The sequence below is a fragment of the Cyclonatronum proteinivorum genome (assembly GCF_003353065.1).
In the GTDB taxonomy this organism is placed as follows: Bacteria; Bacteroidota; Rhodothermia; order Balneolales; family Cyclonatronaceae; genus Cyclonatronum; species Cyclonatronum proteinivorum.
Window position 1 is genome coordinate 1718083 of sequence record NZ_CP027806.1, and the last position, 14810, is coordinate 1732892.

Consider the following 14810-nt stretch of genomic DNA (forward strand, 5'->3'; position numbering starts at 1 on the left):
CTCCTATTTCGGTTGTTTGGTTTCTAATCTAACACTTGCCCGATTAGACGCCAATTTGAATCAAAATTAACATATGAGTGATGCTCTCGGTGTTTCCCCCCAAAAATAAAAATGTGCCCCCAACCCGGTGCTTTGGGCTTCGGCCCGGAAAGCGGGTTTAGTTCTGCGGGGACTTGCCGGCGTTTTTGGAGTTATTCGCTGCGGTGTGCTGGCGGGGGGAGGTTGAGCCGGGTTTCGCTTTCGTTGGCCTGTTTCACGGTTTCGCGGATGATGGCATCAAGCTCCTTAATTTCGCTCCTTAAATACCCGATAATGTCGTTTAGCTCCGCATGTGATTTCGGACTTACATCGTCAAAATAATTACAAATGCCCAGGATGTTGGCCACAGGGCGGCGCAGCTCATGGGATTGCTGCCACGCGATCTGGCGAAAGGTCTCATTTTGTTTGAGGATAATATCCTGCCGCTTTTTGAGCTCGGTGACATCCTGCATGATCACAATGATGAATTTTTGGCCGCCCGCGGTGAAAGTGTTCAGGCTTGCGTTGACCACAATGAGCTGACCTGCTTTGTTCAGGGTAGGCAGGAAAGATTCCATGCGGGTGTTTTTGCCGCCGGCCCGGAGGTACGTTTGCTGCTTTGCCCTGTGATTTTTCCGGAGCTCTTTCGGAATCAGGAATTCCATGCGGCGGTTGAGCACTTCTTCTTCGGTGTAGCCGTACACCTTTTCGAATTTATTGTTTACAAACTGAATGCGGAAATCTTCACAAAAGATGAGCATGGGGTCGGGAATAGCTTCAATGGTCTGCTGCAGTTTGTGTTCGCTTTCTTCAAGGAGGTTGCGGGAGTTCTGCAGCTGCTGCTCATTCTGAACGCGTTCGCTTACATCGTGCAGGTAGCCGTTCCAGACAGTGCTGCCGTCGTTATCCCGGTAAGGTGTGGATTTGGCTTCGATCCATACTATCTGCCCGGATTTATTTTTGATCCGGAAGGTTTGTTCCCAGTTAGTGAGGGTTTTGGCAGAGTCGAGAATCGAGGTGAAGATCCGTTTTTGATCGTCTGCGTGGATGTTGCTAAAGGCTGCGGATGCGTTGGACTGGATTTGCTCAGGGATGACATCAAAGAGTTTTGTGAGGCCCTCACTGGCAAAAGTGAAATGCATGCTGCGATCCGGGAGCATGCGGAACTGATAAATAACACCGGGTACATTCCGGCTTACCTGTTCCTGGTATTTGGCAAATTTCTGACGCTCCTGTGTTGCCCGAACCCGTAAGCTGACATCGCGCACAAGCATTAGTGCAGTGTCGCTTTGTAAGGGGGAAATGCTGGCGTCGAAATAGTTGGTTTGCTGACCATCTTCGACTGAGAAGGAGACTTGCCCGTTTTTTTTCTCATTAATCGCAGCCTTTATCTGAAGCAGCAGCATGGCAGCGGTTTCTTTTGTGAAAATATGATGCAGAAACTGCGTGGTAAGTCCGGCTGTGTCTTTTTTTCCCTGAAGCTGAATATCGGTGATACTGCCGTCGCTGCGCACAACGTACAGGTCATCGGGCAGATTGGTAAGGAGGGCGCGGCGGTATTCTTCTGCCTTTTTTCGTTCATCAATATTGGTGGTATTCAGGGTGAAGCCTACGACCTCTTTCCGGGCGCCATAAACGGGATAGTACCGGAACTGAAACCAAAAGCCGTTGATGTTTTTGTCTTTTTTTATGGTTTTGCCAGCCAGAGCTTTTGCAGCGTCCTGTTTAAATTCCTGGAGATTTTCGGGTAGCACAAAGTCATAAATGTTACAGCCGTTATACAGAGGCTTTCCAAACACCTGCTGGGCTGCCAGCGCAGCAGCTTTATTGAAAGATTGTAGTTTGAAATCCCGGCCAACGAGTATATGACCGTCGCTTGTGCTGTTCAGAATGGCTTCCAGCCTTACCTTGGTATCTTCTGTTTCTTTGCGGTTTTCTTCTTCTTTGGTAGCATCATGCCCAACGGCAAGGATGCCAAGCGGATTCTGTTCCGCGTCTTGTATGAGGCTGAATTCCCAGCGGGTAAGTATCCAGCTGTCCGTGTCCGGGCCCGGTTTGCGAAGCATGAGGGTTACCGGTTGATCCGGATGCGCCATGCAGCTTACTGCAGCCTCAAGGGTCATCGCACTGTCTTCCGGGTGGATGGTATCGCTAAAATTCAACCCCCCGCGCATATCCCGCACACGTGCAAAACGGTTGTTGTAGCAAGGGTTGACATACATAATGTTACCCTGCATATCGGTTGCCAGAACGCTGTAGGTACCTGAATTGCGCAAGACGTGCGGTACGTATTCAGCGAGAGATGATGGTTTTTTTGACACCTTAGCCGCTTCTGTTGCTGTTCTGAAATTTTTGATGATATACGGCAGGCAGTTTAACTGCAATACCGGAAGGATTGACCACAAAGTTAAGTAATCGGCTATTCAATATCATAAGGATATTGTCAATACCCTTACAAACGATTTCGTTAATCAAAGCAATTGTTAATCTTTGATTAAGACAACCTGTTGTAAACGGCTGAAGCTGAACACATAAAATCATCCACAGTTTCTAATCTTTGAAAGCGCTTTTTTGATTGGTGTGAAGTATTTCTTATAGGGGTAATACCCAAAGGTTAGTTTTTCTGAAATTTCAGCTTGCTTTTAGCGGATTGCGCATTTAGGTTACAGAAAGTCAAATCACAACACACATTTTTATGCACACACAACCTCACATACAACTTATCACTGTATCGGCTTCGCCTCTGGCGATCGTTGCTAGTTCTGTTGTATTGCGCCGCCGCTGTCGTACAGGGTGAGGTATGCGTCGGTACGTTGGTACCCTCTTTTCCCCGCCCCGGTTAATTCACTTTAGCCGGGGCTTTTTTTTGGCCTCAAGCCATCCATGCTCCTGTATTGATCCTCCCAAATCAAGTCAAATCAAAACAAAACAAATCAAAACAAAACAAGCCTAATCAATCAACCCTACGCTGCCATGCAAAACCTCCTCACCATTAGTGCCTACACGCCGGATTTTTATCAGCACGTGCTCGACCTGAGCGCCTACCTCGACAAACAGCGGAAGCTGAAGCCGCTGGACGGGGCCTCGATTCTGTTCTGTTTCGAAAAGCCTTCCCTGCGTACCAAGCTGGCAACCGAGGTTGCCGTGAATCAGCTGGGCGGCTCGGTTATTCACATCACGCCGGAGGAATTTCTGGGCGGCAAAATCCTGCATGCCCCGCAGGATGCCGAAGTTCCCGGTCTGCCGGAAGAACGCGAGGCGCTGCAGGACACCGTCAAAAATGTATCGCAGTGGTGCGACGGGATTTTCGCGCGGGTGTACAAGCACGAAACCCTGCAAAAGCTGGCGCAGTGGAGCGATATTCCGGTCATCAGCGGACTTTGCAACGACCATCACCCGATGCAGGCGATTGCCGATTTGTACACCATTCATGAGTCGTTTCGCAGCGACAAGCCGCTGACCATCACCTTCGTGGGCGATGCAAATAACGTGGCGTTTTCGCTGATCGAAATCGGGCTGCTCTTCGGGCACAAGATGCAGTTTGCCGGTCCGATGCCCTGCTACTGGAACCGCGATCAGCTGGCACATTTTGCCGCGCTCGGGTCCCGCTACGGCGGCAGCTTCACCCACGGTTCAGATCCGCTGCCCCTTGTGCGGCAATCGGATGTGGTGTACACCGATTCCTTTGTCTCGATGGGACAGGAACATCAGTATGCCGAAAAGCTGCGGCATTTCGCGGGCTATCAGGTTAACGAGGCGCTGTTCAGCAAGGCGCCATCCCATGCGCGCTTCATGCACTGCCTGCCCGCACACCGCGGCCTTGAAGTCACCGACGCGGTCATGGATCACTCCAATTCCCTGGTGTATCAGCAAGCCAAAAACCGGATGGTCACCGCGAAGGGCGTCTTCGCCGTGCTCTGCAACGCGGAGTACCGCACCGAAGCCCCGGTTCAGGCAGCAGCAGCCCTGCCAACCCTCTGATTTTTCCAACCTTCCCTCAACTCAATTCTTCTGTATCATGAATCAATCCACTGCCTATCAGAAAGTTGCCTCGCATGAGGCTCAAAAAGGAACCTTCGACAGATGCCTGCTGCTGTACTCCGGCGGGCTCGACACCTCGGTCATGCTCAAATGGATTCAGGATGAGTACGGCTGCGAAGTCGTAGCCCTGACCGTGAACCTGGGGCAGCGTGCCGATAACATGGAGGCCATCCGAGAGAAGGCGCTCAAGCTTGGCGCGAAGGACTGCATTGTTTACGACGCCCGTGCGGAATTCGCGGAGCTGTGCATGGAAGCGGTGAAAGCCAATGCCGACTATCAGGGCGGCTACGCGCTCGGCTGTCCGCTGGGGAGGGTGATGATCTCCCAAATCGCAGTCAAAATTGCCGCGGAGTACGGTTGTGAGGTGATCGCACACGGCTGCACCGGCAAGGGCAACGATCAGGTGCGGTTTGAGGGCTACATCACGACCCTGAATCCGCAGGTCAAAATCATCGCACCGGTCCGCGAGTGGGCGATGGGCCGCGATGAGGAAATCGAATACGCCCTGAAGCACGGCATCCCCGTGGAGCAAACCCAAAAAGCACCGTATTCCTACGACGAGAACATGTGGGCCAACACGGGCGAGGGCGGCGAGATTGAAGATCCGCGGCTGATTCCGCCGCTGGAGAACATCCTGAAATGGTGCAACACCCCCAAGAATGCCCCGGATGAGGAAGAGCTGGTCGTGCTCGAATTTGAGGAAGGCAAGCCGGTCGCGTTAAACTATCAGACGCTGCCTCCTGCGGAAATCATTCAGGCCCTGAATGCGATAGGCGGCAAAAATGCAGTCGGGTACTTTCACCTGATTGAAGACCGGATTGTCGGGCTGAAGGTGCGGGGCGTGTACGAAAATCCGGCAGCGCACCTGCTCATCCAGGCGCACAAAAACCTGGAGCAGCTCGTCTCAACCCGTGAAGAAAACGAGCTCAAAACCTTCCTCGACACCAAATGGGCCTACCTCTGCTACGGCGCCAAATATTTTGAGCCGGTGATGGACAACATCCGCGCCTTTCAGGACAAACAAAACGAGAAGGTCAGCGGGAAGGTCACCCTGCGCCTCTACAAAGGCAACTGCGAGGTTGTTGCCCTCGATTCGCCCTATTCGCTGTTTGACGAGCACCTGGCGACCTTCAACAAATCCGCCGATTTCAACCAAAATGCCTCCGCCGGATTTATCGAATTGTGGAATCTCCCGCAGAAAACCGCGCATCAGGTCAAGCGCGGGAAGCTTGCGGGGGTGTCGGCACCGTAAATCATGAGTCCGGTGTGGCGGACGCGATTTGGCCTTTGGTTTCCGGATTTATAATCCGGGTTCCGTTTTCGATTTCGCATCCGGATTCCGATTTGATTTCCGGGTTCCGTGGAGAAAGGGCATGCCCTTTCTCTACGTGTTACGCGCGTTACCCGTTTTACGTGTGTTATGCGCGTTTTCCCGGATTTACCGGATTACCTTGCAACCGGGTTTGTATATTCAACATCCCAAAAATTCCATTTACAATTATCGTCAACCAAATGTCGCTTTGGAAACCCTCTTCATCTCAAACACCGGATTCGGTTCGGGATAAAATTCATGCATTTACGGCCGGGGAAGATTATCTGCTCGACCGCGAACTGCTGCCGTGGGATGTACGGGCTTCGATGGCGCACGCGAAGGGTTTGGTGAAGGCGGGGCTGCTTTCTGCGGAGGAAGGCGATGCGCTGCTTGAAGGTTTGACCGAAATCCTGAGCCTTTGTCAGGCGGGTAAGTTTACGGTTTTGCCGGATCAGGAGGATTGTCACACCGCGATTGAGGCTAAGCTGAGCGAGATGCTGGGCGAGACCGGTAAGAAAATTCACACCGGGCGCTCGCGCAATGATCAGGTGCTGGCGGCGATGCGGCTGTTTGAGCTGCACGCACTGGCGGAAATCCGGAACAATGCGCAAAAGCTGGGCGGGCAGTTTCTGGTGCTGGCGGCGCGCGGGGAAAACCTCCCGATGCCGGGCTACACGCATACGCAGCCGGCCATGCTCTCCTCGGCGGGGATGTGGGCCGCAGCTTTTGCGGAGTTGCTGTACTTCGACCTGATTCAGCTCGAAACCGTTGAAAGGCTTCTGGATCACTCCCCGCTTGGTACCGCAGCGGGTTACGGGGTGAACCTGCCGCTGCAGCGGGATTTTGTGGCACAGGAAGCCGGTTTCGGGCAGCTGCTCATCAACCCGATTGCCGCGCAGAATTCGCGGGCAAAGATGGAAATCGCCCTGGTCAATGCGCTGGAATCGCTTGCCGGCACGCTCGGGCAGTTCGCGACCGACTGCGTGACCTACGCGAGCAACAGCTTCGGCTTTTTCGCCCTCGATGATGCCCTCTGCACCGGCTCCTCCATCATGCCGCAGAAGAAAAATCCGGACAGTGCCGAGCTGCTGCGGGCGAGCGCGGGGGAGCTGACCGGACTTGGCGCGAGTCTCCGGGCCGTGAGCCGGAACCTGGGCAGCGGTTATCACCGGGATATGCAGCTCACCAAGAAATACGCGATGCAGGCACTGCGGCTCACCTCGCAGCTGCTGGAAGTCGCGCATCTCATCGCCGAAGGCCTGCATTTCAAGGCCGACAACATGGCCGCCGCCTGCGGACCCGAACTGTTCGCCGCCGATCACGCCAACGAGCTCGTGCGCCGCGGCATGAGTTTTCGGGAAGCGTACTTTGAAATCAAATCGAAGCTTGACTCCCTTGAAGTCCCGGACCTGCAGGCTGCGCTTCAGGCCAAATCACACAGGGGAGGTACCGGCAACCTGGATGTGGAGGCGCTGCGCGAAAGATTGGGTTAGTTAAAAGTGCCATTCGGGTATGCCGGATCTTGATGAATCTTTGTTCGGGAAAAGTTCATCCTAAGCTTCAGTGGCATTGCTGCTATATAATAGTGAAGGCGCAGCCGCAAACTGTTACAAAAGCCGAAAAGAGAAAGTTCGAAGCGGTATATTAGCAAAACTTGCAAAAAGTACATGTTTCGCTAATTGGAGATGGAAAGCCGATGAAAAAATACATTCCCCGCACCATATACGCAGAAAAGCTGCAAGCATATAAAGACAAGGACCTCATCAAGGTTGTTACGGGATTGCGCCGCTCGGGTAAATCGACATTGCTGCAGTTGTTTCGTGAGCAGCTGAAGCAGGAAGGGGTAGCCGCGTCGCAGATACAGTTTTATAATTTCGAATTGCCCGAAAATTTCGTGGGGAAAAAGTGGGATGACCTTTATTTCGGGATCAAAAGCAAGCTTCATAAGGACAGGCCGAACTACGTCTTTTTGGATGAGGTGCAAAATATCACGGAATTTGAAAGACTGGTTGACGGCCTTTTTGCCTCTGAAAATGTGGATGTGTACGTCACGGGATCCAATGCCTTTTTGCTGAGCAGTGAACTCGCAACCCTGTTAAGCGGACGCTATATCGAAATTTCAATTTTACCCTACTCTTTTCAGGAGTATCTGATTGCCCGGGAAATTGACACAACAAATGCATACCTCAACTTTGAACTGTTGTTTTTTGAGTACGTCAATGAAACGTCCCTGCCCAAAGGGGTTGAGCTTCGGGAAGAGGGCTATGACAAAATCTATGAATATCTCGAAGCCATTTATTTGACGATTGTTGAGAAAGACATCACCCAGCGCCATCAGATTAAGGACAAGCGGGCTTTTGAGAATATCATCAGATTTGTAGCATCAAATACCGGAAGTGCGGTCTCGCCCAACAAGATTTCAAACATGCTCAAACAGGACGGGCAAAACGTGCATCGTGATACGGTTGAAAACTATCTGGCATATCTCGTTGCAAGCTTTGTTTTTTATAAAGTCAGTCGCTTTGACCTCAAAGGCCGGAAACAACTTGTAACGCAGGAAAAATATTACCTCGTTGATCCGGGTCTTGCCGGGTATCTGATCGGAAAAGACCGCTTCCGGGATCGGGGGCACATCCTCGAAAACGTCGTTTATCTCGAGCTGCTCCGTCGCGGGTACAAAATATGGACAGGCGCAGGCCGTAACAGCGAGGTGGATTTTGTCTGCAAAACCAAAACCGGTGATCTCAAGTACTATCAGGTTGCCTGGGAAATCTCACAGGAAAGCACCCTGAACCGGGAGTTTGGTGCCCTTGAAAAGATCAAAGATCATTACCCCAAATACCTGCTCACGACCGACAGCTTCCCGCAAAGCCGCAATGGCATCAAGCACCTGAACGTGTTTCAGTGGCTGCTTGGGCTTGTGTGAGATCGGGTATTTTTAATTCATTCACTGAGCTTGTGATTGTCTTTTTGAGCTTGCTCCGAAAAGTCCATTTTGAGGGTTTTAACCCCTCTTTATTTGCAATAGAGGCCACTTTTTTTGCTGAAATTGACTTTTCGGAGCAGGCTCCTTTTTTGAATTGTGTATGTGAAGAAGCTATCAAATGAGTGTAATCAGCTTATGCGGTAAGGCACCCCAACCCCCAAAAGCAAGGAGCAGGCCGTAGGTTTGGGGTTGTTCGGTTTGGCACTGCTGCCAGTGATGTGCACGGGGTTTCCCCAAAAAACCAATGACCGGAGATACCCCGGCGTTTGGGCCTGAGGATATCGGCGAATTGAAATCAGTTGAGGAAAGTGGCCTGCGATTTCGGTACATTGAGTCGCAGTTTTTTTTCAATCAGACTTAATCCTATTGCATGAGGCGGATATTACCCTACGGGTGGAGACGCAGGCTGCTTAAACTCACCCTTTCAGCCCGTTGGGTATACGGGAAGTTTTCGGACAAATTCAGGTACTACAAAGATGATTTGTATGAGTTTAACCGAAAGGCCGACCGATGGCTGCATTACTTTTCGGTGTTTCTGGGGGTTGCTGTATTTGTTTCGCTGCTCATCCCTTTTTTGATTCCGGGCGAACAGTACGATACGGTCCTTTCCGGTTATATTGACCGGGTGCTGCTTATCAGCTTTGGTGTTTTTTTCTATGTGAGGCTTTTCCTGAGCCCGGACAGAAACGATTATGTGCGGTCCCGATGGCCTGAGGGCGCGGTAGCTACGCTCGCGCTCCTTTTTGGCACCTGTTTGATGTTTTTTGGGGAAGAAGCTTTCACGGGCCTGCTTACCCGGCTTGGCGTAGGGGCCGCGGATCAGGTGCTGTTGCTTGTTATTAAAATATATCTGGTGCTGCTGGTCGTGGTGCGGGTGGTTCAGGCTGTTCCGAAGGTTCTGGCGCGGAATGTGAATGCCGCACGGCTGGTGCTCTTTAGCTTTTTGTCGGTCATTGTAGCGGGCACGCTGTTTCTGATGCTTCCGGCTGCAACTGTTGACGGGGAAGGTCTTGGCTTTGTTGACGCCCTGTTTATGTCCACGAGCGCCGTATGCGTTACCGGCCTGATCGTGGTGGATACGGCAACGCACCTGACGCGCTTTGGTCAGGGTATCATCCTGGTGCTGATTCAGCTCGGCGGTATAGGCGTGGTGACTTTCACGACTTTCCTCACCATGTCCATTACCGGCAGTATTGGCCTGGCGGAACGGAAAATCCTGAAGGAAACCATTTCAGGGGAGGAAGTAAACACGGTTGCCAAAACCATGAAACGCATCGTGCTGCTAACCTTCAGCGTGGAGTTTGTGGGATTGGTTTCCTACTATCTGAGCTGGACAGAGCTGTTCCCCGACCGGGGGGAGCGTTTCTGGTTCGCGCTTTTTCATACGGTGTCGGCTTTTTGTAACGCGGGCTTTTCGGTGTTTTCCGAAAGTCTGGCAGATTCGGTCAATGCCACAAGCCTGCCCATCAACCTGACTACGATGGTGCTGATTATTATCGGCGGGTTGGGATTCACAACGGTCTGGGAGTCGATCAGCAGAATGCGCGGCAAGAGTGAGCGCAAACAGTTTTCGATTCATAGTCAGATTGTTTTTCGCATGACCGCTTTCCTGATCGTGGCGGGAGCTTTGCTGGTGCTTTTGCTGGAGTGGAATGGTGTACTGCAGGAGTATAGCTTTGGCGACAAGTTGCTGCTTTCTGTTTTTCAGAGCGTGACTTCTCGAACGGCGGGCTTTAACACACTGGATACGGGTGCTTTAAGTGCGGGGGCAACGCTTATTGTCATCATTCTGATGGCGATTGGTGCTTCGCCTTCTTCCACGGCAGGCGGCCTGAAAACGACTACGGTTTATGTGTTGTACAAATCTATGCTCGCCAATGTAACCGGTGCCGACCGCGTGGAAATTGCGAACCGTACCGTTCCGAATGCGGTAGTGTTGCGTGCCATTACGGCCGTTTTCCTTGCCTTTGGTTTTATGACGATCGGTCTGGTTTTGCTTACCATTGTGGAGGATTTTCCCTTTTTGGACATCCTGTTCGAGCAGGTTTCGGCTTTCATGACCGTAGGGCTTTCCCGGGGCATCACCGATAGTTTGTCGGATGCGGGAAAAACCATCATCATTTTTTCCATGTTTGCAGGTCGTGTTGGTATGCTCACGGTAGCGGTTGCCTTTGCTGCCAGAGCGGGCCGCCGCAATTATAAGTATCCGGAAGAGGCTGTAATGGTCGCTTAAGTGCTGTTTTAAACCCCATTAATTTATCTGTACGAGCATGAGCAAAAAAAACAAAGAAATCGCTGTCATAGGCCTTGGCGTTTTTGGCACAGCGCTGGTTAAAAGTCTTGCCAAAGAAAGTAGTCGCGTAATTGCGGTGGATAACAATATGGACCACCTTGAAGAGGTACAAAACATAACGACCAATGCGGTATGCTTCGATGCTACCGATCCGGCACAGCTTAAGTCGCATGGTATTATGGATGCTGATATTGCCGTGATTGCCATTGGGGAGCATTTTGAGCCGGTGGTACTGATTGCGATGCAGCTTATTCAGGCGGGTGTTAAAGTGTATGCCCGCGCAAATTCAGTGACGCAGGAGCAGATTCTCAAAAAAATCGGAGTGTTTGAAATCATACATCCTGAGCGGCAGGTTGCTGAACGGATGGGCATCACCCTTCACCGGCAGGGGATTGAAGATTTGCTGGATATCGGGGACGGCTTATCGGTGTTTGAGGTGGATACGCCAATATCCATGCTGAACAAGACCCTCGACGAACTTGCCCTCCGAAAGCGGTATGGTATCAACATCCTGACGATCAAGCGCACGGATGATTCCGGGGAGAATGAGACCACCGAGGAAAGCAAAAAATATTACTCTATCGGCATCCCTGACGGCAGCACGCGATTGCAGGCAGGGGACAAAATTATCCTGCTCGGCAACAAAAAAGACTGTGACAAAATGCTGGATGTAATCTGATGATTTCTGTTTCTCTTTTTTGTTATTTTCCACAAAAAACAGAAACAAAACAAGATGAACAGCTATCAGCAGTTTTATGCCGCATTGAAGGTCTTTCCGGTTTTTCCGCTCGTGGAAATCCGGAAGCGGGTGCCGAACTTTGATACGCGGCGGCTTGTAGAATGGCAGGCGAAGGGGTATATCACGAAAATCCGCAACGGCTGGTACACCTTTGCGGATGAGCCGGTTGATGAGCAGCTAAGCTGGTATGCCGCTAACCGGATTTACCCGTACTCTTACATTTCCCTTGAGTCCGCACTATCCTATTACGGCTTTATCCCGGAGGGCGTCTTTCAGGTAACGTCGTGCTCGACGCTCAAAACCAATCAGTTCGATACGCCGCTCGGGAACTTCAGATACCGGCATATCAAGCCGTCCCTGTTTTTGGGCTACAATCTCCATCCTTTCAGAAACACGGTAATCAGGTTTGCCGAACCCGAAAAAACGCTGATTGATTATCTGTACCTGCATCCCCAAATTAAGCATACCGACGATTTCACCGCGCTGCGCTGGCATGCAACTGAAATCAACGCAACCATAAATTTCAACCGGCTCCGCGTTTTTGAAACCTACATCAACTCAGCCGCGCTCTCAAGGCGGCTTGACCTATTGAGGGCTTACCTGAATGCTCACACTTGACCAAATCAAAAAGAATTATCCGGAAAATCTGCACCGGTTTCCGCGGTTTATCCTCAGGGAGTATTTACAGCATAAAGTGCTGGAAGTAATCTATAACAGCATGTATCCCAAATCGCTCTGTTTTATCGGAGGGACCTGCCTTCGGATTGTGCATCAAAACCGCAGGTTTTCTGAGGATTTGGACTTTGATAATCTGAACATGACGCATGAGCAATTTGAAAGCCTTGCGACGGAAATTGAAGACAATCTCACCAATAGCGGCTATGAGACCGAATTAAAAATGGTCATGAAAGGAGCCTGGCATTGCTATATCAGGTTTCCAGGCTTGTTGTATGAAGAAGGTCTCTCCGGTCATCGAAATGAGAAAATCCTGATACAACTTGATACCGAGCCGCAGCATTATTCTTTTGAACCCGAAGCGTACATTCTAAATCGCTTTGATGTGTTTGCAACCGTACTTACAACGCCTTTGCCCGTGTTAATGGCGCAGAAGTGCTACGCTATCATCAACAGGAAGCGAAACAAAGGCAGAGATTTTTATGACCTTGTTTTTATGATGGGTATGAATGTAAAACCCGATTATGCCTACCTTGATGCCAAGCTTTCCATAACCAACCCTGAAAGCTTGAAAGAAGCTCTGCTTTCACGGTGTTCGGAAATAAGCATGACTGAAATGGCATCAGATGTTGCCCCTTTTCTTTTTCAGCCTGCCGAAGTCAATCGCGTTAAGAACTTTGAAACCATTGCCCGGCAGTATGCCTTTTAGGATTCCGAAACATCACCTGCCTCCTCCACCAGCTTCCCAAACAACCTTTGCTGCGAGGCAATCTGCGGCAGATACTCCGGGTGCCACTGTATGCCGATCACAAAGCGCCGGTCGGGCACCTCAATGCCCTGAACTACGCCGTTGGGTTCGCGGGCGGTGAGCTCAACGCCTTCCCCCGGTTTGTCCACGGCCTGATTGTGCAGACTGTTGACCCGCGCCTGCGTGCTCCCGATAATCCGGTGCAGCCTGCTTCCCTTCGTGATTTCCACCGTTTTACGCGGGTAGATGGTATCGGCTTTCGGGGTCTCGTTGTAAAAATCGCTGATGTCCTGATACAGGGTGCCGCCAAGGTGCACGTTAATGAACTGCGCCCCGCGACAGATGCCAAGCACGGGGCGGTCTGACACGAGCGCTTCGGTGAGCAGCTTGTTTTCGAGCGCGTCACGGGCAGGGTCCGGGCCCGCGGTATGCCCCAAACTGAAGAGCTTGCGCACCAGCGTAATCCCGAAGCTCACAAAGAAAAACAGGAAGCGCGTCCAGCGTTTGGTTTTCTCCTCGGAGAGGTCCTTTAGGTTTTGAAGCTCCTCTGCCCCGTACAGCTCCGGACTCACATCCGCCCCGCCGCCAATCACCAGGCCCTCAATCTCCGGCAAACCGCCCCGCATACCCGGATGGATGCGCTTCGGCCAGCCGCCCGCCCGCCACACCGCGATAGCTGTGAAAACCCAGGCAACGAGTCCGCCCTTATCCGGCCCGGTTACGCCAATGAGTGGTCGTGATCTTTTGCGACGCCCCATCAGCTAAATAAATTGGTGAGCTGTTTCGAAATCACGTCCAAAAACCGCTTGCCGGGTTTCTCGAGATACTCAAAATAGCTTTCCGTGAGGCGCGCCAGCTTCTCCTTGTTCGAAGCAACCCGCTCCACAACCACCCATTTGTTCCACTCATCCTTGAAGCGCCAGTCCGGATTGGAGATGTCGCAGTTCGGCAGCCGGTAATGAAAAGTCGGGCGGCTTGAAGTCAGGCCGTCATCCACCACATCTGTTACGCGTTTTTCGTCGAGGTGTGTGAACAGCGGCAGCATATCGAGCGGACGGTTGCGCGTGGGGTTGTGCGTGAGGTAGTCGTCAATCAGCGTGCTCAGGTCAGGCGCATAATCGGGCTGCATGATTACCCGCGCGTATTTTTTGGGGAAGGGATCAATGTAGGGCGTGATATGCCGGGTCGTATCCACATCGTGCCGTTCTTCGAGCCAGTCGTACATCAGAATGAACGCCCGCAGGAAATCCCGGATTTCGTCAGGCTCAAAAGACGGCAGCTCCGGATTCAGGTGCAGTCCGAACGCATTGAACACCGACGAGCGCGTGCCCTCAACTGCTTGTTTTTGAAGCGCATCACGCAGCCGCTCCAGTTCCGGCAGCTCAGTAGTCAGAATCGGCGGACTCACGATTTCCATTGGCACAAACTCCATGGCCGAGTCAGCAATCAGCTCCTCAACCTTTTCGGCCAGCTTCTCCTGACCCATTGAAATCTTATCCAGGTAGCCGCGCATTTTGCCGTCTTTAAGCAGGGAAGCGTCCAGCTCTACCTCAAAAGGCCCGGCCTCCTCAAAGGTGTCCGTATGCACTTTGCTGACATATTTGCCGAGATACTCAATCTCACCGCCATAAAGTCCGGTGATGGTTTCGGAAATTTCCTGAAGGTTCAGTCCGGAAAACTCAAGTTCGACACCCATGCGCCGCGGCGCACCTTCATAATTTGTTTTGTAGGGGGATTCTTTCATCTCTAAATTAAAATAAAACAGATACTAATCACTGTCTGCAAAGTTTCGGCGGCAAGCACAACACCAGAAGCGACTCATAAAACAGATTTGAATAAAAGGTACACATTTGCAGTCTTAAACCGCGGCTGAAAATCGAAAAATTAAGTAAGGAATTCGATTTTGGCCTGATATTGGCTCCAATAAATTTTATCTTGCAAACAAATAATCGGGCAAATAATTGAATTATTTAGCCTTAATCATCAGAATCAAAATGG

11 protein-coding genes are annotated in these 14810 nt (G+C 51.4%); 8 read left to right on the plus strand and 3 right to left on the minus strand.

Going from position 1 to position 14810, the window contains the following annotated elements:
- Positions 1-191: 191 nt before the first annotated feature.
- Positions 192-2339, minus strand: coding sequence for a PAS domain S-box protein (locus CYPRO_RS06765; RefSeq protein ID WP_124245555.1), 2148 nt, complete (start codon positions 2337-2339; stop codon positions 192-194).
- 652 nt (positions 2340-2991) lie between these two features.
- On the opposite strand from CYPRO_RS06765, the gene CYPRO_RS06770 reads away from it, so the two are divergent.
- From CYPRO_RS06770 to CYPRO_RS06805, 8 genes are all read left to right on the plus strand, one after another.
- Positions 2992-3999, plus strand: a complete 1008-nt coding sequence (locus CYPRO_RS06770; RefSeq protein WP_114983892.1) for an ornithine carbamoyltransferase — start codon at positions 2992-2994, stop codon at positions 3997-3999.
- 37 nt (positions 4000-4036) lie between these two features.
- On the plus strand, positions 4037-5311 hold the full coding sequence (locus tag CYPRO_RS06775; protein ID WP_114983893.1) for an argininosuccinate synthase: 1275 nt from the start codon (positions 4037-4039) through the stop codon (positions 5309-5311).
- Between the two features lie 260 nt (positions 5312-5571).
- Positions 5572-6864, plus strand: a complete 1293-nt coding sequence (locus CYPRO_RS06780; protein ID WP_114983894.1) for an argininosuccinate lyase — start codon at positions 5572-5574, stop codon at positions 6862-6864.
- Between the two features lie 203 nt (positions 6865-7067).
- Complete coding sequence (locus tag CYPRO_RS06785) at positions 7068-8297, plus strand: ATP-binding protein (RefSeq protein ID WP_114983895.1); 1230 nt, start codon at positions 7068-7070, stop codon at positions 8295-8297.
- A 430-nt stretch (positions 8298-8727) separates the two neighbouring features.
- The gene (locus CYPRO_RS06790; RefSeq protein ID WP_114983896.1) at positions 8728-10590 is read left to right on the plus strand and encodes a TrkH family potassium uptake protein; all 1863 of its coding nucleotides are present in this window, start codon (positions 8728-8730) and stop codon (positions 10588-10590) included.
- A 37-nt stretch (positions 10591-10627) separates the two neighbouring features.
- Positions 10628-11329, plus strand: coding sequence for a potassium channel family protein (locus tag CYPRO_RS06795; protein WP_114983897.1), 702 nt, complete (start codon positions 10628-10630; stop codon positions 11327-11329).
- Between the two features lie 54 nt (positions 11330-11383).
- Positions 11384-12007 carry a type IV toxin-antitoxin system AbiEi family antitoxin domain-containing protein gene (locus tag CYPRO_RS06800; protein WP_114983898.1) on the plus strand — a complete coding sequence of 208 codons (624 nt, stop codon included), beginning with the start codon at positions 11384-11386 and terminating at the stop codon, positions 12005-12007.
- Positions 11994-12773 (plus strand): nucleotidyl transferase AbiEii/AbiGii toxin family protein, encoded by a 780-nt coding sequence (locus tag CYPRO_RS06805; protein WP_114983899.1) that lies wholly within the window; start codon positions 11994-11996, stop codon positions 12771-12773. The genes CYPRO_RS06800 and CYPRO_RS06805 overlap by 14 nt, the downstream gene beginning before the upstream one ends.
- Here CYPRO_RS06805 and CYPRO_RS06810 read toward each other — a convergent pair.
- Together CYPRO_RS06810 and CYPRO_RS06815 are read right to left on the minus strand one after the other, a co-directional pair.
- Positions 12770-13570: a gamma-glutamyl-gamma-aminobutyrate hydrolase family protein gene (locus CYPRO_RS06810; RefSeq protein WP_114983900.1), complete on the minus strand. Its 801-nt coding sequence runs from the start codon at positions 13568-13570 to the stop codon at positions 12770-12772. The genes CYPRO_RS06805 and CYPRO_RS06810 overlap by 4 nt on opposite strands.
- The gene (locus tag CYPRO_RS06815; RefSeq protein WP_114983901.1) at positions 13570-14556 is read right to left on the minus strand and encodes an amidoligase family protein; all 987 of its coding nucleotides are present in this window, start codon (positions 14554-14556) and stop codon (positions 13570-13572) included. The genes CYPRO_RS06810 and CYPRO_RS06815 overlap by 1 nt, the downstream gene beginning before the upstream one ends.
- Between the last annotated feature and the right edge of the window lie 254 nt (positions 14557-14810).